The sequence below is a fragment of the Microbulbifer maximicatervae (SeqCode) genome, assembly GCF_052467615.1.
This window is the reverse complement of record NZ_CP174319.1, coordinates 909,095-928,785: the sequence shown is the minus strand read 5'-3', so window position 1 is coordinate 928,785 and position 19,691 is coordinate 909,095. Positions and strand designations below refer to the sequence as shown.

Sequence of the window (19,691 nt, the reverse complement as noted above, 5' to 3'; positions counted from 1 at the left end):
GGCGAAGCCCCGGAACGAACTGGAAGCATTTGTTATATTTCGTGTTGCTACTTGGTCAATGCTGAACGCACTATTGTAAATCCTATCATGCCCAATATTGCACCTGTAACTTTATCAATGTAATAAGACAGCTTTGTAAATTGATTACGAACCTTATTGGCTGATAGGAGATATATTATTGCGGTATCCCAAACAAAAACCACTAGAGTCATCCAAATACCAAGCGCAAGCTTAAAATATAAACTTACATCGCTAGTCAGAACTACAGTGAACAAGCTGAGATAGAACAGTAGATTTTTCGGATTTAAAATACCTGACATAAATCCTGTAATGAACTCTTTCATGAAAGTGGTTTTAATAGACTCATTTTCATCATTTGATTCTATGGCTAAATTCGAATAATCACTTTTCTTAGCACGCAATGCCTGGACTGCTAAAAATATTAAAAACAAACCACCAATAATTTTTAAAGCAATCATAACCGGTACAGAGCTGGCTAAAATTGAGCCTACGCCTATCAAGCATAGGGCAATATAAAGAGCATTTGCGCTAGATATTCCAGCGGCTACACCAATTGCTTTACTCCTATCATTTCTTATTGCACTTTTTACAACCAGCACAAAATCAGGGCCTGGACTTAGAAGTGCTAGAAAATGAGCAACAGCTACAGTTACGAACATTCCTATAAGACTAATTTCCATACACAATCTCTCTTTTCTTTATTGTTGGTACGATGTTGAAGAAATATAACGCCGCGCTAATGGGCGCCGTTTTTTGGCGTCCCAGCAGGCGAAGCCTGCGAATTGAGCGCCTTGTTAAATTTTTTGTACAGGTAATAGCAGGTAACTGCTGAAACTATACCTGACAAAATGTAATACAAACCAACTATTGAGAACATTAGCCATTTCCCCGACAGCATAGATATAACCAGGCCACCGCCCACAGCCCCAGCAATAACCACAATTGGCAATGAAAATAGTCGGCTCTTGATTAGGGCAATACCCAGCAGGTAGGCAACTATCACGATGGTTGGCGTCATTACCATAAACAATATTGGCATCCATAAAAATACGGAGCTGAAATTGTAAAAATGAGTAACAACACCATCAGGTGTAATCGTTTTTCCATAGCCTGAAAAAAAAGCCATTACAACGGTGCTCACAATTGCTGAAATTAGCACCGACTTCAAGAGAGCTCCGTGATTAATATGAATATGGCTCATAGAAATTTAACGCCTTGCTAAGGGGCGTATTTGTAGTTGTTTTAATGTGTGGTATTTAACCACACATTGAAGCGACGGAGAATACGTCCCACTTGAGCAACTTGTTATGTGTTTTCATTTAGGCACTCGATTACGGTTTGCTCAGCACTTTGGATTAAGAAGTGGTTGTCAACAAGATAGCCGCCCCTAAAGGTATAAAGGTGGCCGAGCAAACCGCCCGCAACCTCAGTTGTAGTAACCAAGTTCGACTGAATGCAAGCATACCAATCCTTTCTGGGCCCAAGAAGGTCGGCTATTAAAGTTGTGGCCTCATTTTTAATATTGACAGGTGTCGCTGAGCTTAGAACTATTTCGGCTATTTTATGGGATAACTCTTCCATGTTTGATCTGGTATTACACATAACGCCCACAGCAGGGGCGACCGAAGCGAAGCGTAGGGCGTCCCGCGCAGGCCCTACGGGCCGGAGCATTCTGCCTGTGTTTGTTAAGTGAGCTTGCTTGCATCCTATTTAGAACCCAACCACATGATAAACACTGCAAAAATAATCACTAAAGACTGCAGTATGGTGCCCACCTTGACTGAAATACGCAGAGCAATGCCAGGAATCAATAAGCTTAGGGACCCTAGCAATGATACTGAGGCGATGATCCTACCAATACTATGCGGCTCTTGGTGGATTGGCTCTAGAGTAATATTTAGGAACAGCCACATGGAAATCAGCGCAAGTATAAAGCCAAGGCCAATTTCGACGCTCGATATATGCTTTAAAGCCTTTGAACTTTTCATCACAAGCTCACATAACGCTGAGCTAACTGGCAGCCAGTGCGGAGCACGCTTTTGGCTGTCCGACGGAGGCCGCTTGCGGCCGGAGTGTAGTTGAGCGTTTTGTTATGCATTTAGCGCACACCCTCATACTCCCAATGAAAGTGCTTAGCCAGTTGCTCGCTCATACCTGACCACCCTATGTCTTCGCATTCTGCGACAATAGAATGTAGTACATCAAGTACTTGCACCCAACTTTCGTAGTAAGGGACTACGACCATATATTTCTTGTCTTCAATCCTTGATAGGGCCTTGTTCGTTGCGATATGAACTTGGAAATTATCGGCCCCATTTTCTCCAGATAGCCCTATTGCAATGTTGCACCAAAATTCAACATCGGAAGGATCATCGGGAACCCATTCTTCTATGGGGTCATGATCAATACAATCCCAGCCCTTAATCTCAGGTGTCTTCATGACTTCCTTTTTCATAACGCCCGCCTCAACGGCCGGAGGTCCGTTTGCAGGCGCTTGTTAGGCGATTTACTGGCCATACACGGCCTCTATGTCTCGATCTAATGCTCCAGACCAAGATGTTACCCTTAGTTTATTGGCAAAATACCAATCGGTGTTTTTGTTTGTAATTGTTTCTGGACTAACAATATCGCCACCTTGATATTCAGGAATACCTGACGGTACATCTTGCCCCAATGTTTCTGCGAGCTTCTTATCGCAGTAATACTCGATGAATACCAAGTCATCTGAGACGATATCCTTCAAAGTATCGATTGATTCTGAAGCATGGAAAAACTCTAGATTTTTACGGCCAAACTTAATATTGATTCGATCTGAGATAGAAAAGATTAATTTGGCTTCACTTTCTGGTGACGTGACCACAAACTCCCATTCCTTGCCTGGAGTAGATTTCGACAAATCTCCTTTCCATTCGGGGAAAGCTTCTATCAGATTATCTAATGTTCCTTTGATCACTGAAATCTCTCGTAGCGCCTAACGTTGCCAGCAAGGGCAGCCGAAGCGAAGCGTAGGCTGTCCAGCCCAGCCCTCGGCTGGGCGATCTTGCCTGGCTTGGTTATAAACCGAATTACGCACTTGCTTGGCTACTATTACTAATATCTCGTTTGAACATCAAGACCACCACATACACAAGTCCGAACACGGGAACAATTGAGAGTGCAACGCCGATAAACGCTGCAAGTATTGGAGTTTCCGTCTTCCTGCGCCCAAGGTAGTAACTGATAATGCCGATAAAAATTGCAAAGATAGTAATAAACTGACCGATCAATGAAATATTAATGTTCACTCAGGTAATTCCCTTTAGGTTTATAACGCCCGCATTTGCGGCTGGTTTGGAGCGCAGCGGAAAACCAGTCCGACAACATGCGCTTGTTAGGTGGGTTACGCAATGTGATAAACCTCTTCTGGAAAGAGCTCGCCATTCTCAGCGCTTTTACGTATTTTGGAAAGAAGCGTAAAAATAACATGCTCTTCCGGACGGTTGCTAAAAAGCTTTACATCACCAGCCTTAGCCAAAATTTCATATTCTCGCTCTTGCTCGCCCACAAGGCTTGATGGTTTAACCTTAAATAAACCAACTGCCGACTCGTAAGATAGGTAATCAGGGTAATACTCGTAAGTCGCCCACTCACCATCTATAGAAACGAGCTTTCCTTTGTGATGATACGCTGACATTCTTTACACCTAACGTTGCCAGCAAGGGCAGCCGAAGCAAAGCGTAGGCTGTCCAGCCCAGCCACCGGCTGGGCGATCTTGCCTGGCCTGGTTATAGCTGGCGCGCTCTGAACGACCTACTTGCTCTCTGCCAGCCAACTTTGGCTGGCCACTGCCCGATAAATTTACAGGGAAAAATACCATACTTTCCCCACCAGTTAACTAGCTGATTGGCACTCCACAATGGTGCAGCTGGCTTGCAGAACTTGTTGGCTTTAAACGAAGGCACTTGAACGAAACTGCGGTACCAGTTTGAAGGAGAACTCTCTGGCGAAGCGTGTTCAGGTAGAGATTGTTACTTGCAGCAACTACAAACCATCTAAAAAATGACCGCCACAATAATGTCCGGCTTTGGGGAGGACTTGTAGCTGCGAAGCAGCGGAAAGGCCGTCCCAGCCTCGCAGGGGCGACAACAGCCGCTTGTTATGCACTTAGTCATACCACCATGCTTCAGATTGCATAAATGAACAGAACTGTGAAACATGATATTCACGCATAGTGCCTTGGCTGTTTAAGGCATCACGTCTAAGAACATACCCTTCAATTAGCTTTAGTGAGTTGGGCACAGTAATCCATTCATAAACCTTGTCTGTACCCGTAACAATCCCTTGTATCTTTTTGGATGCCTCTGCCGCTCGGTCCTTGGTGAAATATGATTCGGGCATTCTCATATCAGGTTCGACATTTTCGTTTACAGGGCATAAATCTTCTGCCCATGTAGAATGGGCAGATAAAGCCAAAATTATTGGAAGTAAATTTTTCAACTTATACTCCGTAAGAGTGCATAACGTCGCGATAATCGGCTGGCGCTGCGAAGCAGTGACAGTCCGGTGGAGCCCCATTGGGGCGGAACGAAATTCATCGCCTTGTTATACGATTGCAAGCGCTTCATTTTGAATAGTTAGCTCACACCCTTCTTCGGTGGGTAGAATATTAGCTTTGTCTGGCCAAAACATGACTTGTGCTCTAAAAGGCTTACCGTAGTAGTTAACAGCCGTACCTAAATACTCTTTGTACGCGCTGCTACTAATAGGCTTGAACATAACTTCAAAATCACCACCAATAACATTACCTAGCTTTTTGTTTGGCTCCATTGTGACACCGGACTTAATGTCTTCGACAATATCAGCAAGAATCGCGTGAGCGGAATCTTTCTTGAGACCAAATATCATAATCTCTGGATGCTCGAAGCTTTCCTCTAAACCTATGGTGTATGAAAAGTCTTGATGCTCTCCATTTGGATCAAAGACAAACAGGAAGTGCCATCCATATTCTTTGATATTTTCCTGTATTTCTTCTTTGCTCATACTCTTCTCGTATAACGCCTGCCGCACAGGCGAGCAACTTGTTGCGAGTCCAGTGCGCGATTGTGCCGGCACTTGTTAAGCATTTTTTACCCACTTTAGAAAGAGCTTTATCAGCTCGCTTAGTTTGTGAGGGCCACCATAGCCAACAAACTTACCGCCTTCTAGTTTTGTAATAATCCAGTCGTTCCCACTCGCTTCGGCGTCATCACCTACACCGTAGGAAAAACCTTCATATTTCTTTTCTTCTATATCTGTATCGGTGATATCTACCTTTAGAAACCATCCTGGATTATCAAGAGTACCGATTTCAATGCCATAGATATGTTCCCAGTCCTCATTGCACTGAGAAAAATACCATTCTTCAAGTTCTTTGAGAGCTTCCATGTTTTTGATACTTAACGCCGCTAGCAAGGGCAGCCGAAGCAACGCGTAGGCTGTCCAGCCCAGCCCCGAAGGGGTTGGGCGAGCTTGCCTAGCCTGGTTATGGCTGGCGCGCTCGGGACCGACTACTAGCACTTTGCCAGCCATAGTTTGGCTGGCCGCTGCCCAATATTTACGAGGGAAGAATACCGCACTTTCCCTAACCAATTCCTATCTTACTGGCAATCCGCGAAATTGCAGCGGACTGCCTCTTTTTACAACACCCGAGCGAACACTCTTGGAGCGAAACTGCCTGAATAGCAATCAGTAAAATTGCTCAATACCAGATGCTATTTAGTGGCACGAAACCTTCAGTTACCACGAAAAATCAATAAAACCGACCGCCACAATAACGCCGCTAGCAGCGGAAAAAATTACGTAGCGAAGCGAAGAAATTTTTGTCCGACTGCCTAGCTTTGTTGGGAGGTGGCGGCTTCGGAAAATCATTATTTCTGTACAATTTGATATAATCATGGACGCTCCCCCCTTCAAAACATCCATCATCTAAAAATGGCTCATCAATTTCTGGGCAATTCCCGGTAATGTAAAGCAATGTGGAAGCCCCCTTTTCATCCAGCCCCATAAAAACATCACCATTATCAGTTAATGTTTTAGTGAAAACCTCGATGCAGCCAAAATACCTAAGAAAAGCGGGCATATCATCCCAAGAGAAATCATTATTTTCCTCAAAGAAAAAAGATACTTCGGTATCAGATTGTACTGATATATTGTAGATAGACCACTCTGGATCAACATGATATCCCACATCAGATATATCTGATCCTAGCATCGCGAACAACTCAATCAGCTTGGATTTATCATAGCTTGATCCATTTGGAGGCGTTGGAAAATTATTTAAAATGGAGCAAAACCTCTCCTTTAGCTTGGCACCATCAAACTTGCAGTACACCTCAGTGGTTATTTCCATATGGCCTCCTAACGATTACAACAGGGGCGGCTGGAGCGAAGCGTAGGCCGTCTCGCGAAGGGCCAAAGGCCCATAGCAACCTGCTTGTACTTGTTAGAGCTTTTTGCCCCCATGCTAATTTTTAAACGATAATATTTTGAGACCAAAGCACACCAGTGCACCAATAAGAACACCCTGCCCAGCAGCAATGACCGGAACTAGAGGCACAGCCAGAAGCAGATTTTCTGGGGCATCAGGCTGAATTAGGGCAGCAATTAAGATTAGTGGTGTAAATATTACTGAGACACTAGCAGTCCAGCCTTTCCATACTTGTTTGAACATTAAATATCTCGATCCGATTGGAAGCTATAACAGTTAATTCAAAAGCAGCGTCTATATATCACCCTTCTCTATAATTCTACTGCCCTCAATCAAAGCCCGCTTAAAAACCCAATAAAATCAAAAAAATACATTGAGTGGCACGAAACGAAACAAGTAGATATAAAGCAGCGTCTTTATAATTCCGCGCTCTCCCTGCTTTATATCATTTTTCACATCCTTTAAAAATCAACAAGTTATAGAATTTTCCCCAGAAATAGGAGCAGCGTCTTTTGAATTCTGATATACGAAGCAGGACTTAGTTATCAGTGCTGTATTTCATCAGCCTACTATGCACATATGTCCCAGCTGGAGGGATGCGCTACCGCGTAAAGAATTGGCTTGCTTAGTACTCGACCTTACTGAGTCAGGAATCTTTTTTGTTGAGATCAGCAGCAGACTCATTAGAGCAAAGAAAAGTGACGGTCCTTACCTCAAAGAGGAAAACGTCCCGCTTCCCTACAAGGCTCTCATAAAATCACAGGGTCGCTGCAGGCCATCCCACTTGCAGTTGATAATCCATCCATAGTGGTTTGCCCCCCACTCTGCTATTCTGCGCCCCCTATAAAGAAGCCCTTCGAACTTTGGCCTGGACCTTTCTGTTCAGATCTTTCCCGATTGTATGCTTCAGGAACATCAGGTTTGGGCTTGCCGTTCATTATTTGATCGAACGCTTCAGCTTATTAAGCCCCCGAGGAAACCTGCCCCCTACCCCAATCTGAGCCGGCCGCCACTCCTGCGGGGCTCTTGGGGTTTGCGAACACTTTTGTAACTTACTGATTTTCTTAGAAAAAATGCCAAAAACCGCAAACAAGACCAAGGCCGCGAAACCCGAACACACCCCCATGATGCAACAATACATGCGCATCAAGGCCCAGCACCCCCAAGAGCTGGTGTTCTACCGCATGGGGGACTTTTACGAGCTGTTCTTTGATGATGCCAAGAAGGCGGCTGAGCTGTTGGATGTCACCCTTACTGCCCGTGGCAAGTCCGGGGGGGAACCTATCCCCATGGCCGGTATTCCCTACCATGCAGCTGAGGGCTACTTGGCGCGGCTAATTAAAGCTGGTGTTTCCGTTGCCATCTGTGAACAAATCGGTGATCCCGCCACTAGCAAGGGGCCGGTTGAGCGCCAGGTAGTACGTATTGTTACTCCGGGCACGGTCACCGACGAGGCACTTCTCAACGATCGCCGCGATAACCTCCTGGCTGCTATTTCACACTTGGGCGATGTATTTGGCCTGGCACTGCTGGACCTGGCAACCGGTCGTTTTGTGGTTCAGGAAACAGATACTCTGGAAGCCCTGGCCGAGCAGGTGCAGCGCCACAATCCCGCTGAACTGCTTGCGCCGGAAGAGCTTAGCCTGCCGGCTGAAATCGAACGCCGCGCGGGCGTGCGCCGCCGGGCACCTTGGGAGTTCGAGCTGGAGAGCGCTTTGCGTCTGCTCAACCAGCAATTCGGCACCATGAACCTGGAGGCCTTTGGTTGTAGCCATATGCACGGTGCTGTGATCGCTGCCGGCTGCCTGCTGCAATATGCACGGGACACCCAGCGTACCGAGCTGCCCCATATTCGCGGCCTGCTGACGGAAAGTGGTGATGAGACAGTCGCCTTGGATGGTGCCAGCCGCCGCAATCTGGAGATTGATCTGAACCTGAACGGTGGCGATGACAATACCCTCTTGTCGGTCTTCGATAGCTGTAAAACCGCTATGGGTAGCCGCTTGCTGCGCCGCTGGTTTAACAACCCCTTGCGCCAGCTGACTACCTTGCGCAACCGCCAAGATGCCATCGCAGCATTAATTGCCGATTATGGCTTTGAGCCTCTGCGTGATGCCCTCAAACCTGTGGGCGATATGGAGCGAATCCTGGGCCGTTTGGCACTGCGCTCTGCACGTCCTCGGGATTTGGCTCGCCTGGGCCAGTCCCTAGCTCAATTCCCAGAAATCCAGCAACAGTTAGCGGAATCTGACGCAACGTTATTGAATGAATTGTGCAGCCAGATCGGCGAGTGGCCAGAAACCGTAGAGCTACTGCAAGATGCCATTATTGAAAACCCTCCGGTAGTAATTCGCGACGGTGGCGTTATTGCTACCGGCTACGACGAAGAACTGGACGAGCTGCGCGCTATCAGTGAAAACGCCGGCGATTACCTGGTGCAACTGGAGCAGCGGGAAAAAGAGCGCACCGGTATTCCCACCCTTAAGGTGGGTTACAACCGGGTGCACGGCTACTTTATTGAAATCAGTCGCGGGCAAAGCGATAAGGCGCCAGCTGAATACATTCGCCGCCAGACCCTGAAAAATGCAGAGCGCTTTATCACGCCCGAGCTAAAGGAGTTTGAAGACAAGGCGCTCTCCGCCAAGAGCCGCGCGCTAGCTCGTGAAAAGGCATTGTACGAAGAGCTAATCAATCAGCTGAATGAGTCCCTGGCAGAGCTCCAAGCCGCTGCTGCGGGTATCTCCGAATTAGACGTGCTGGCATGCTTGGCCGAGCGCGCTGACGATTTGCGCCTGTGCCGCCCAGAACTGGGCACTGAGCCAGGCCTGCATATTACCGGCGGGCGCCACCCGGTGGTGGAGCAGGTATTGGGTGAGCCCTTTGTGGCCAACGATATTGAATTGCACGACGACCGCCGCATGCTGGTAATTACCGGCCCGAACATGGGCGGTAAATCTACCTATATGCGCCAGACGGCATTGATTGCCCTGTTGGCCCACTGCGGCAGTTACGTGCCCGCCGACAGTGCCCAGATCGGCTTGCTGGATCGTATCTTCACTCGCATCGGCAGTGCCGATGACCTGGCCGGTGGCCGCTCCACCTTTATGGTGGAAATGACCGAGACCGCCAATATCCTGCGCAATGCCACCGAGCACAGCTTGGTACTGATGGATGAGATTGGCCGTGGTACCAGCACTTACGACGGCCTGTCCCTGGCCTGGGCCTGTGCCCACTACCTGGCAGGGGAAGTGCGCGCCTTTACACTGTTCGCCACCCATTACTTTGAACTGACTGACCTGCCCAGCCAATGCTCTGAGGCCGCCAACATCCACTTGGATGCCACCGAGCACGGCGAGGGAATTGTCTTCCTGCACCGCATCCAGGAAGGGCCCGCCTCTAAAAGTTACGGGTTGCAGGTGGCCAAACTGGCCGGCATCCCCAGTGATGTATTGACCGAGGCCCGCGCGCGCTTGGCAGCATTGGAAGCCGGCGCCCAGTCGGTAGATGTGCCAGCTCCTATTGCTACGCCTGCACCGGCCCCCAAACAGGAGCCGGAAGAAGCCGCTGTGCCAATGGCCGCGGGCCCTGGTTCCCCCCAGCAGGTAGATCTGTTTGGCAGCCCAAGCCACCCGGCCGTGGATGCCCTTGAGGAGCTTGATCCGGACGATTTGACGCCACGCCAGGCACTGGAAGCGCTCTATTCTTTACGCAAGTTACTGAAGTAAAAGACCGGGCGACCCTGGTCGCCCAATTCATCCTGTTATAAACAGTGAACTAAATCGACTGAAAAGCCACTACAATTCGCGCCAGTAATTGATAAAATCCGCTGCACGAAGAATTCAGTGGCACTATCGAGGGACAAACATGACATTCGTAATTGGGGAAAACTGCATTAAGTGTAAATACACCGACTGTGTAGAGGTTTGCCCGGTAGACTGTTTTTACGAAGGCCCCAACTTCCTGGTAATTCACCCAGACGAGTGTATCGACTGCGCCCTGTGTGAGCCGGAGTGCCCCGCCAACGCGATTTTCTCTGAGGATGAGGTTCCGGACGATCAGCAGGAATTTATCGAGTTGAACGCAGAACTCGCCGAGGTATGGCCCAATATTACCGAGAAGAAAGACCCATTACCCGATGCCGAGGAGTGGGACGGCAAGAAGGGCAAGCTGGACCAGCTGGAGCGCTAAACAAGTTCAAAGAAAAAAGCCGTCATTGACGGCTTTTTTTCTATCTGTGGAAACCCCAAAAAATGAAAATAATAATTAATGCTATTTGCATTTGGCTTTTTGTATTTTCAATCTGTGCCCAGGCAATTACCGGCAAGGATAAATGGGTAGCGCTTATTTTTGATGAGGGGCCCTTCCCCGGCAAAACCGAGCCACTGTTAAAGCGGCTCGAGTCTTTGGAAGTGACCGCCACTTTTTTCCCTACAGGGCAGGAAATGGAAAGGTACCCGGAGCAGACCCAGGCAATCATTCAGGCTGGACATCAGTTAGGCAACCATGGTTACTCACACACAAACCTTTCCCAGATACCTTTGAGTAGTGCCAAGGAAGAGATTAAAAAAACCTGTCGGCTACTACAAAGTAATGGCTATACCAGCAAGCCCATGTTTCTCCCTCCTCACGGAAAGATGTCTGACGAGCTGGGCACGCTTTTAAGCGATCACCAGTTCAAGATTGCTCACTGGGATATCGATCCTACTGAGCAACTGCAAGCAGGCGGCGCCCAAGTCGCAGCTGACTATATATCCCAAAAGGCAAAAGACGGAAGTGTGATTCTGCTGCATCCCATGTATGGTCAGCACCATCAGGTAATGGAGGCCCTGCCCCTCATTACTGCGCAACTCAGGCAAAAGGGCTTCCAGTTTGCCACACTGGAGCAACTAACCCTGATGAAAGCAGGCGACCATTTGGAACCTGTGGAGCGGGACTCTATCAATTAACGGAACGGGAGCCCAAGGCTCCCTCCACTCTATTGGGAGCCTCTTATGTTGCGCTGGGCTGTCACCTTCCTGGTTATTGCGCTGATCGCCGCCTTCTTTGGCTTTAGTGGCATCGCTTCGACCGCAACTGAAATAGCCAAGATTCTCTTCTTTATTTTCCTTGTGATGTTTGTGCTGGCACTGATTTTCGGCAGACCCAAGTAGAACAGCCGCCCAAGGGCGCCTGTTATTACTTCTTGTGAGGCACTCGGGTCGGCGCCAGGCTGAGTACTTCAGCAATGTGATTGGCCCCCAGTACCATCTCCATTACGCCCAACGCCTCAAGAATCTCATCATCACCGGCACCGAGCTTTCGCGCAGCGGCAATCAGGTGCTCGCGATGGTCATCAGGGGCGCTGTTGGCATTGCGCGCCAAGTCAAACAGGGCGTGCTCTTTTTCAGAAAAGTGCACATGCTTGGGGTCAGTGCGAATCCGCATCACTTCATCCGTTTCCACCCCAAGCATTTGCAGGGACATACTGTGATGGTAAATGCCATAGTCACAGTGGTTATCGGCTGAGACTGCCAGGCCAATGGCTTCTTTCAGCTGCGCCGACAAACAGCCGTGAATCATCACCGTCTTAAACTTGTACCAGTTTGCCTCAAGCAATCCCGGGTGCTGGGCGTAGACACGGAACAGACTGGGGATTCCCCCCAGCTCGTCATCAATCTCAGCAAAAACCCTGGCTACATCATCGGAAGTTGGGTGCTCGACCAACGGAATACTGCTCATTATTCACCTACCTGTCATCGCCGGGTGTCCGAGTGGCATAAATTACTTTCTGGCACGACATAACACTGTATATAATCACAGCATGAGAAAGATTATCCACTGTGATTGTGACTGCTTCTACGCTTCGGTCGAAATGCGTGACGATCCCAATCTCCGTGGACGCCCCTTGGCCGTTGGAGGCAGTAGCGACCGCCGCGGAGTGATCTCTACCTGCAACTATGAAGCCCGCAGCTATGGGGTTCGCTCCGCAATGCCTACCGCCCAGGCCAAGAAACTGTGCCCTGATTTGATTGTAGTACCCGGCAACATGGCTAAGTACCGGGAGGTCAGCGGGCAGATACGGGAGATATTTCTCGACTACTGCGATGATATTGAGCCCCTATCCCTGGACGAAGCTTTCCTGGATGTCACCGACAGTGGCCGCTGCCACGGCAGCGCTACCCTAATCGCTGAGGAAATCCGGCAACGGGTGCGCGACACCCTGGGTATCACTATTTCTGCCGGGGTGGCCCCGAATAAATTCCTGGCCAAAATTGCCAGTGATTGGCAGAAGCCTGACGGATTGACAGTCATTACGCCGAGCGAGGTCGATCAATTTGTTTTGCGCCTGCCTATCAACAAAATACACGGCGTGGGACGGGTGACCGCAGAGAAAATGCATCGACAAGGCATTCGCACTTGCGCGGATTTACGCAATTTTTCGCAAGTTGAACTGAGTAAGAAGTTTGGCAAATTTGGCCGCCGCCTTTACGACCTTTGCCGTGGTGTTGACGATCGCCCGGTAAGCGGCGATGGCTCCCGCAAGAGTGTTAGTGTCGAGCGCACCTTTCGCGAAGACTTATCCAGTTTTGACGAATGGCTGGAACAGCTGACAGAGCTGTATATGCGTCTGCTGGAGCGGCTGGAAAAACTCGGCGATCGTTACGAAGTAAATGGTGCCACCGTAAAAGTAAAGTACGCGGATTTTACTACCAGCACCCACGAGCGCAGCAGCCGTGCCGGGCGTATTTCTGAATTCCGCCAGCTACTGCAGGAGTGTCGAGAAAAACGCCCTTCTCCCATCCGCCTTCTTGGGGTAGGCCTGCGACTCACAGACCTCCGGGCGGGGCAAGGCCCTGTTCAATTGCCACTACCTCTGCCGGAGCAAGCCTCTTTTTGACGTTTGATGGCTTAATTAGGCGCATCATCACTTATTGATAAATCTGGCGTTGGCCCTTACCCGAGCAACCACCTCTCAAACCAGGGGCAACTATACTTCGCAAGCCCGAAGATTCGTATCTGTCGTACCGTGACATCGGCTGAAATTATAAGTACTGGCCAGAGAATAATTGCGACGCAGAACCATACTACAATCTTCTTTATTGACGCCGCATAAACCAATACTCGGCCAGTGGTTCGAGGCGGGATAATTTGCGTACGGAGGCTCAAGACATTGTCTCTCAAAGAGTTACGCCAGCTATCTGACGAGGCGCTATTCCAATACTACAAGGAGTCGCGCAAACCTGCTGTGTTCCGTCAACTCTACGGCCGTCATAAAGATTCCCTGTATCGCTACTGTATGCAAATGGCGCCGTCTTCATCCACTTTACTCTTGCAAAAACTCTGGCGTGGTCTTTTGGAAAATCCGCCAGAATTGCACGGGCGCCTGCTTAAAAGTTGGCTTTACATCCAAGTCAATAAATTGCTCAAGCTTGAGGAATTTTCCAGTTCGAAGAAATCCGCGCAAGAGTCTCCACAGCAGAATAGAATTCTCGCAGCGATTCAAAATTTACCTTCTCAATTGCGCAATGTTTTATTACTGCATATGGAATGCAAGCTGCCACTGGCAACCGTGGCTGATATCGAGCAGCTATCTCTCAATAAATGCCGCACCCTATATCATCGCGCCCGAACCGCACTGGACGAAGCGATATACGGTTCGGAGAGAAGACCTTGGCAAGTAGAAGTTATCGAAGAGTAATCGAGTTAATGCTATGAGCAATTGGGAAAATCAATATTTTAAAGAAGCCGAGACGTTGACTTCCCCGCAGCAGCTGGATGACGATCTATATAAAACAGCCCAAACTTATAAGCCGAAAGTAAACGTCAATCATCTACTCTCTCGTGCAACAGTAAGTTGTAGCCTGGTAACCGCCTTGCTATTGCTTCTTCATCCAGCCCAACACCTAGGTGCCTTCACTCACAAAGCAAATTCCACCGAGCAGCATTTGTACGAGCCGGCGTTAAGGGATTGGAAAGAAACTGTGATGGCAGTTACCCCAGCGCCAGATCCCTGGCTCGCACTACGCAATCAGGTAAATAGTGGCGAGTATGTTGCCTTGTGCCACTATTGGCGGGCAGAACAGCAGGATGCAAGTGAAGAATCCCTACCCGATGAATTACGTAAAAGTGCTAAGCGTCACTGCCGGATTTTATCGAGCACGGCTTCAAGGAGCTAGAAACAACTGATATCAAGTTCAAGCGGCCAATTCGAATTCTCACTCCCTATACAGTCTCAACTTAGCCACTACACTGTGGTGGGCATCTACGGTGCCGGTGGTCCTTCTGCCGGAGAAAATCCAGTACTAAAGTCAGTAATCAACCAACTTCATGGGCGGATATTCTCCCACACACGAAAGCTCACTATTTACCGTTACCTTAAAAATGGGGTTTCGCGCAAAAAAGCAGCGATATTGTTTGGCTACAGCAGAGGGGGAAATGCTGCGATAAAAATCGCCAATGCGCTTGGCCGGCAAGGCATCTCTATACAATGCCTGGTGATATTTGATGCCCACAGCATCAATGACAAAAGAAAATTCAAACTCAAATATGACAATATCAAAAGGGCTTACAACTTCTTTCAAAGAAACCCCAGAACCGCCGGAAAATATGGCTGGTGGGGTATAAACCCCTACTGGGGATGCACCCTATTCTCACCATTTATCGAAGTCCAACAATTTAACTTTACTGGCGAGTACTACAAAAAAGGTATTCCCGCTTCTCACTTGAATATTGTTCGCATGGGTCTCAACACCCTTAAACAACAAGAAACATTTATGTAAACTCGCCTTAAACAACTCTCAAACAGATCGAAACCACCACTTTCCATCACGACTTAGAAAAATGGTGGTCCGGCCTTATACTGACACCACTAGGTAATCTGCAGAAAAATCCACTCAGCAACTAAAGCTGGCTTCGCCTCACCCTCTATTTCCATAGTTACCATCAGCTTAATTTGATACTGGGACTCTTTTTTCTCTGTAATATCCAGTATTTTCCCGGAGACGCGCACCCGGCTACCGGTCTTTACAGGGTTGATAAAGCGGACTTTATCCAAACCATAATTCACCCCCATATAAGCACCTGTAACCGTTATCTGTAGAGCACCTACAAAATAAGGCAGCAGTGACAATGAGAGAAAACCATGGGCAACCGTTCCCCCAAAAGGTGTTTTCGCAGCGGCCTCCGGGTCTACATGAATAAACTGTCGATCCAAGGTGCACTCAGCAAAGCTATCAACTCTCTGCTGGTCAATTTCAAACCAGTCTGTGGGCTCTGTTTCAAAGCCAATGTAATAGCCGAGGCTATCAGGTGAAATTTCTACAGGCATCGAAGGCTCCTTTTCGATTCTCTATTCGCTTTCTCAGCGACTCCCAACCTCAATAGGCCGAGAGGCCGCCATCTACCGCCAATGCCTGCCCGGTAATGTAAGTCATTTTTGGGGAAACCAGCATCAACATGGCCGCTACGACTTCTTCCGGCTTACCCAGGCGTTTCATCGGGCAACCCTCAGCGAGAAACGCTTGAACTTGTTCAGGGCTGGCATCTTCAGTTGCAATATCGGTAACCATCGGGGTCAGACAATAGAAGGGGCAAATCGCGTTTACACGGATACCGTACTTGGCGTTTTCCATCGCTGCCGTTTTGGTCAGGCCGATCACACCATGTTTTGCCGCTGCGTAAGAGGCTATCTTGGGAGCACCGCCCAGCCCCGCCATAGAGGAAACATTCAGTACAGCTCCGCTGGTCATCTTCAACAGGGGCAACTGGTGTTTAAGCCCCAGGAAAACCCCCTTAAGGTTAACGTTGTACTGAAGGTCCATCATGGCCTCATCGGTCTGCTTAAGAGACATCATCGGAGGCGCGATTCCGGCATTGTTAACAGCGATATCCAGCTGTCCAAACTCTGACTGAGCCAGTTGCGCCAAAGCAGCGCAATCAGACTCTTGGGAAACATCACAGCGCTGGGCGCGCACAGCAATATTTTGGCTTCCCAGTTTGTCCGCCAACTGCATCAAGGCCTCTTCATTGATATCTCCCAATACCAAACGAGCACCCCGAGAACCAAGTTCCTCTGCTAGTAATTTTCCAAATCCACTGGCAGCGCCGGTAATCAATGCGACTTTATCGCTAAAATCGAGAATTGGATCATGCATGGTTAAATCCCCCCACAAGAAGTCAAACCACCATCCACAACGACACATTCTCCAGTCGTATAACTGGAAGCATCGGAGACCAAGTACAAAACTGTACCTGCCATCTCCTCCGGCTCCGCATGACGGTGCATGGGAATATGGCCAACCGCAGTTTTATAAATATCCTCGTGGGAAAACAATGCCCCGGCGAATTTGGTTTTTGTAAGCCCTGGTAGTAGAGCATTCACCCGGATATTAAATTGCGCACACTCCTTGGCAAACGCTTTGGTCATATTGACCACCGCCGCCTTGGTAATTGAATAAATACCCTGCCCTACACCCGGTTGCAAGGCATTCACTGAGGCAGTATTTACAATAACGCCACCACCCTGCTCTCGCATCAATTTGCCGGCTTCTACCGACATAAAGAAATAACCGCGTATATTGACCTCTACCGTCTTTTCGAAGGCCGCTAGATCAGTATCCAGAATATGACCAAAATAAGGGTTGGTTGCCGCATTGTTGACCAAAATATCCAAGCGACCAAATCGCTCGCGAATATCGCCAATAACCTGCTGGATATTATCCATATTGCCGATATGACAGGGGATCGCATCGGCACAGCCACCGGCATCTACAATTGCATCGGCTACGGCCTGACACCCTTCAATTTTTCTGCTGGAAACCAAAACATGGGCACCCTGCTCAGCCAAAAGTTTTGCGATGGCCTCACCAATACCTCGACTGGCACCCGTCACCAGGGCAATTTTTCCCGTGAGATCAAAAATATTCTTTGCCATTTCTTATCCTTATAATTTAACAAGTTAACCGTTAGCAGCGATATCCAATGCAGCTTGTGCGAGGGGTTCTACCAGGGCTCCCAGTTTTGCAGCATTTTTATTGGAGGCATTGCCGTCTTTTGCACGCTTCACCACCCCCTGAACAATCGCTGCCAGGCGGAAGAAGCTAAATGCCAAATAAAACGGCCAATTATCAATCCCATCAATACCCATTCGCTGGCAGTATTTGGCCACATACTCTTTTTCGGAGGGGATGCCCAAGGCCTTTATATCCAAGCCTAATAGGCCGGACATTTTGTCTTTGCCAGCGGGCATTCGCATTTGCATACACTGGTAAGCGAGGTCGGCATAGGGATGTCCCAGTGTGGAAAGTTCCCAATCTAAAAGCGCTATGACCTTGGGCTCCTGAGAATGGAAAATCATATTATCGAGCCGGTAATCACCGTGCACCAACGCGATACGCCCATCATCATCCGGTAAAACGTCACCCAACCAGGCCATCAACTCATCCATTGCCGCAATGGGCTCCAGCTCAGAGGCTCGATATTGAGTGCTCCAGCGGTCCAGCTGCCGCTGGAAGTAATTACCTGGTCGGCCGTAATCCGAAAGGCCTACGGCATTAATATCCAAACTGTGCATGGCCGCCAGTACACGATTCATTTCATCGTACATAGCGCTACGCTGCTCGGCGTCAACTTCCGGCAGTGCCGCATTCCAGAATATCCGACCCTCACAATATTCCATTAAATAAAACATAGAACCGATCAGGTCCCGGTCCTCACAGAGGTGCAATACCCTGGGCACCGGCACATTAGTATCGGCGAGTGCCGACATTACCCGGTACTCCCGATCTACGGCATGGGCAGATTTCAATAACTTGCCCGGAGGTTGGCGCCGCAAAACATAAGATCGCGCCGGGGTCTGCAACTTGAACGTTGGGTTAGACTGACCACCGGGAAATTTGGTGACCGTTACAGGCCCATTGAAACCGTCGACTTTGCCGGACAAATATTCTTGCAGTCGCTCAACAGGCAGCTCTTCCACAGAGCTGCGCAAATTGTTTACCGTCTCAGTCACTGAGTCCTCCATGATTTTCCGCGGCGGCATAGTGAGCAGCCAGGTTTCTGCCCAACTGCATCATATGGACTTGATCGGGACCATCCGCCAGACGGATGGTCCGAGCATAGGCATAGTGATGGGCGAGGCTGTAATCCTGCCCCAATCCTGCGGCGCCGTGAATCTGTATGGCGCGATCTATCACCTTACAAGCCATCTGTGGCGCGACAATTTTTATCATTGCGATTAAATCTTTGGCCGCCTTATTACCCAACCGATCCATTTGCGCAGCGGCCTTCAGAGTCAGCAGGCGTGCCTGCTCGATTTCGCAGGCGGATTTGGCAATATCTTCCCGCACCGATCCCTGCTTGCTCATCGGGCGACCAAAAACAATGCGCTGCTCCGCACGTGCCGACATCATCTCCAGCGCTCTTTGAGCCTGGCCAATTAAGCGCATACAGTGGTGTATCCTGCCCGGCCCCAAGCGTCCCTGCGCAATTTCAAAACCGCGCCCCTCTCCAAGAATTAAATGGCTTGCGGGCACCCGGACATTTTCAAAAATCACCTCTGCATGCCCTTCCGGTGCATCGTCATAACCGAATACCGTCATTGGGCGAACTATTTTGACTCCAGGCGTATCGGTGGGTACCAGGATTTGCGATTGCTGCTGGTGACGATTGGGATTTTCCGGGTCGGTCTTACCCATCACGATCATCACTTTACAGCGTTTATTCATCAGGCCACTGATATAAAACTTGTGGCCGTTAATAACGTAACTGTCGCCATCGCGGGTAATCGACGTTTCAATATTAGTGGCATCGGAGGAGGCAACCCGGGGTTCGGTCATAGCAAAGGCAGAGCGAATTTTTCCATCCAGAAGCGGAGTTAACCATTGTTCCCGCTGGGCCTCAGAACCGTACTGAGCCAAAACTTCCATATTGCCGGTATCCGGGGCATTACAATTAAATACCTCCGATGCAAAAAGCACTTTCCCCATTTCCTCAGCCAGGGGCGCATACTCCAGGTTATTGAGCCCGGCACCGTAACGGGAATCCGGTAAAAACAGATTCCAGAGTTCCGCTTCCCGGGCTTTAATCTTTAATTCTGCCAAAATCGCCGGCTCTCCCCAGCGATCCTCCTGCAATTGCTGCATAAATATCGCTTCGACGGGATAGATATACTCCTGCATAAAATTTTGCAGGCGTTCCAGCAGTCCTTTTACCTTGTCTGAGTATTCAAATTCCATCGCTACCTGCC

General features: G+C 48.9%; 26 protein-coding genes. 8 read left to right on the top strand and 18 right to left on the bottom strand.

Annotation, left to right across the window (positions count from 1 at the left end):
* Positions 1–47 precede the first annotated feature (47 nt).
* From ACJJIM_RS04185 to ACJJIM_RS04130, 12 genes are all read right to left on the bottom strand, one after another.
* Entirely contained in the window at positions 48–701 is a 654-nt protein-coding gene (locus ACJJIM_RS04185; protein ID WP_444912476.1) for a LysE family translocator, read from the bottom strand.
* A gap of 56 nt (positions 702–757) precedes the next feature.
* Complete coding sequence (locus ACJJIM_RS04180) at positions 758–1,222, bottom strand: hypothetical protein (protein ID WP_444912475.1); 465 nt, start codon at positions 1,220–1,222, stop codon at positions 758–760.
* Between the two features lie 505 nt (positions 1,223–1,727).
* The gene (locus ACJJIM_RS04175) at positions 1,728–2,009 is read right to left on the bottom strand and encodes a hypothetical protein (protein WP_444912474.1); all 282 of its coding nucleotides are present in this window, start codon (positions 2,007–2,009) and stop codon (positions 1,728–1,730) included.
* A gap of 110 nt (positions 2,010–2,119) precedes the next feature.
* Positions 2,120–2,476, bottom strand: coding sequence for an Imm8 family immunity protein (locus ACJJIM_RS04170; protein WP_444912473.1), 357 nt, complete (start codon positions 2,474–2,476; stop codon positions 2,120–2,122).
* 51 nt (positions 2,477–2,527) lie between these two features.
* Entirely contained in the window at positions 2,528–2,974 is a 447-nt protein-coding gene (locus ACJJIM_RS04165; RefSeq protein ID WP_444912472.1) for a hypothetical protein, read from the bottom strand.
* Between the two features lie 112 nt (positions 2,975–3,086).
* Positions 3,087–3,305, bottom strand: a complete 219-nt coding sequence (locus ACJJIM_RS04160) for a hypothetical protein (RefSeq protein WP_444912471.1) — start codon at positions 3,303–3,305, stop codon at positions 3,087–3,089.
* A 95-nt stretch (positions 3,306–3,400) separates the two neighbouring features.
* A complete protein-coding gene (locus ACJJIM_RS04155) occupies positions 3,401–3,694 on the bottom strand; it encodes a hypothetical protein (protein ID WP_444912470.1) in 294 nt (97 codons plus the stop codon).
* Between the two features lie 470 nt (positions 3,695–4,164).
* Positions 4,165–4,497, bottom strand: coding sequence for a hypothetical protein (locus ACJJIM_RS04150; protein WP_413663471.1), 333 nt, complete (start codon positions 4,495–4,497; stop codon positions 4,165–4,167).
* A 105-nt stretch (positions 4,498–4,602) separates the two neighbouring features.
* Positions 4,603–5,040 carry a DUF4262 domain-containing protein gene (locus ACJJIM_RS04145; RefSeq protein WP_444912469.1) on the bottom strand — a complete coding sequence of 146 codons (438 nt, stop codon included), beginning with the start codon at positions 5,038–5,040 and terminating at the stop codon, positions 4,603–4,605.
* Positions 5,041–5,115: 75 nt separating this feature from the next.
* Positions 5,116–5,628, bottom strand: coding sequence for an immunity 53 family protein (locus tag ACJJIM_RS04140; RefSeq protein ID WP_444912468.1), 513 nt, complete (start codon positions 5,626–5,628; stop codon positions 5,116–5,118).
* 190 nt (positions 5,629–5,818) lie between these two features.
* Positions 5,819–6,388, bottom strand: coding sequence for a hypothetical protein (locus ACJJIM_RS04135; protein WP_444912467.1), 570 nt, complete (start codon positions 6,386–6,388; stop codon positions 5,819–5,821).
* A 114-nt stretch (positions 6,389–6,502) separates the two neighbouring features.
* A complete protein-coding gene (locus ACJJIM_RS04130) occupies positions 6,503–6,709 on the bottom strand; it encodes a hypothetical protein (protein ID WP_444911337.1) in 207 nt (68 codons plus the stop codon).
* A gap of 830 nt (positions 6,710–7,539) precedes the next feature.
* Between ACJJIM_RS04130 and mutS the strand changes: the two genes are divergently transcribed.
* The 4 genes from mutS (at position 7,540) to ACJJIM_RS04110 (ending at position 11,616) form a co-directional block, all read left to right on the top strand.
* Complete coding sequence (mutS, locus tag ACJJIM_RS04125; RefSeq protein WP_444912466.1) at positions 7,540–10,191, top strand: DNA mismatch repair protein MutS; 2,652 nt, start codon at positions 7,540–7,542, stop codon at positions 10,189–10,191.
* 139 nt (positions 10,192–10,330) lie between these two features.
* Positions 10,331–10,654: a ferredoxin FdxA gene (gene fdxA / locus ACJJIM_RS04120; RefSeq protein WP_108732342.1), complete on the top strand. Its 324-nt coding sequence runs from the start codon at positions 10,331–10,333 to the stop codon at positions 10,652–10,654.
* 62 nt (positions 10,655–10,716) lie between these two features.
* Complete coding sequence (locus ACJJIM_RS04115) at positions 10,717–11,412, top strand: polysaccharide deacetylase family protein (protein ID WP_444912465.1); 696 nt, start codon at positions 10,717–10,719, stop codon at positions 11,410–11,412.
* 45 nt (positions 11,413–11,457) lie between these two features.
* Positions 11,458–11,616, top strand: coding sequence for a DUF1328 domain-containing protein (locus tag ACJJIM_RS04110; protein WP_282931841.1), 159 nt, complete (start codon positions 11,458–11,460; stop codon positions 11,614–11,616).
* 25 nt (positions 11,617–11,641) lie between these two features.
* Here the strand turns inward: ACJJIM_RS04110 and ACJJIM_RS04105 are convergent, their stop codons facing one another.
* The gene (locus ACJJIM_RS04105) at positions 11,642–12,184 is read right to left on the bottom strand and encodes a carboxymuconolactone decarboxylase family protein (protein WP_444898118.1); all 543 of its coding nucleotides are present in this window, start codon (positions 12,182–12,184) and stop codon (positions 11,642–11,644) included.
* An 82-nt stretch (positions 12,185–12,266) separates the two neighbouring features.
* Here ACJJIM_RS04105 and dinB point away from each other — a divergent pair, with 82 nt between their 5' ends.
* The 4 genes from dinB to ACJJIM_RS04085 all read left to right on the top strand — a co-directional run bounded on the left by dinB (position 12,267) and on the right by ACJJIM_RS04085 (position 15,225).
* On the top strand, positions 12,267–13,343 hold the full coding sequence (dinB, locus tag ACJJIM_RS04100) for a DNA polymerase IV (RefSeq protein WP_444912464.1): 1,077 nt from the start codon (positions 12,267–12,269) through the stop codon (positions 13,341–13,343).
* Between the two features lie 273 nt (positions 13,344–13,616).
* Positions 13,617–14,144 (top strand): RNA polymerase sigma factor, encoded by a 528-nt coding sequence (locus ACJJIM_RS04095; RefSeq protein ID WP_444912463.1) that lies wholly within the window; start codon positions 13,617–13,619, stop codon positions 14,142–14,144.
* A gap of 13 nt (positions 14,145–14,157) precedes the next feature.
* Positions 14,158–14,622 carry a hypothetical protein gene (locus tag ACJJIM_RS04090; RefSeq protein WP_444898121.1) on the top strand — a complete coding sequence of 155 codons (465 nt, stop codon included), beginning with the start codon at positions 14,158–14,160 and terminating at the stop codon, positions 14,620–14,622.
* A 75-nt stretch (positions 14,623–14,697) separates the two neighbouring features.
* Entirely contained in the window at positions 14,698–15,225 is a 528-nt protein-coding gene (locus ACJJIM_RS04085) for a hypothetical protein (RefSeq protein ID WP_444912462.1), read from the top strand.
* A gap of 89 nt (positions 15,226–15,314) precedes the next feature.
* On the opposite strand, the gene ACJJIM_RS04080 is transcribed toward ACJJIM_RS04085, so the two are convergent.
* Genes ACJJIM_RS04080 through ACJJIM_RS04060 form a run of 5 tightly spaced genes read right to left on the bottom strand, consistent with a single transcriptional unit; the run spans position 15,315 to position 19,680 of the window.
* Positions 15,315–15,773, bottom strand: a complete 459-nt coding sequence (locus tag ACJJIM_RS04080; protein ID WP_444912461.1) for a MaoC family dehydratase — start codon at positions 15,771–15,773, stop codon at positions 15,315–15,317.
* A gap of 49 nt (positions 15,774–15,822) precedes the next feature.
* Positions 15,823–16,599 (bottom strand): SDR family NAD(P)-dependent oxidoreductase, encoded by a 777-nt coding sequence (locus ACJJIM_RS04075; protein WP_413664910.1) that lies wholly within the window; start codon positions 16,597–16,599, stop codon positions 15,823–15,825.
* Between the two features lie 2 nt (positions 16,600–16,601).
* Positions 16,602–17,378 carry an SDR family oxidoreductase gene (locus ACJJIM_RS04070; protein WP_108732333.1) on the bottom strand — a complete coding sequence of 259 codons (777 nt, stop codon included), beginning with the start codon at positions 17,376–17,378 and terminating at the stop codon, positions 16,602–16,604.
* 24 nt (positions 17,379–17,402) lie between these two features.
* A complete protein-coding gene (locus ACJJIM_RS04065) occupies positions 17,403–18,455 on the bottom strand; it encodes a phosphotransferase (RefSeq protein ID WP_444912460.1) in 1,053 nt (350 codons plus the stop codon).
* On the bottom strand, positions 18,448–19,680 hold the full coding sequence (locus ACJJIM_RS04060) for an acyl-CoA dehydrogenase family protein (RefSeq protein ID WP_444912459.1): 1,233 nt from the start codon (positions 19,678–19,680) through the stop codon (positions 18,448–18,450). Before ACJJIM_RS04060 ends, ACJJIM_RS04065 begins: the two co-directional genes overlap by 8 nt.
* Between the last annotated feature and the right edge of the window lie 11 nt (positions 19,681–19,691).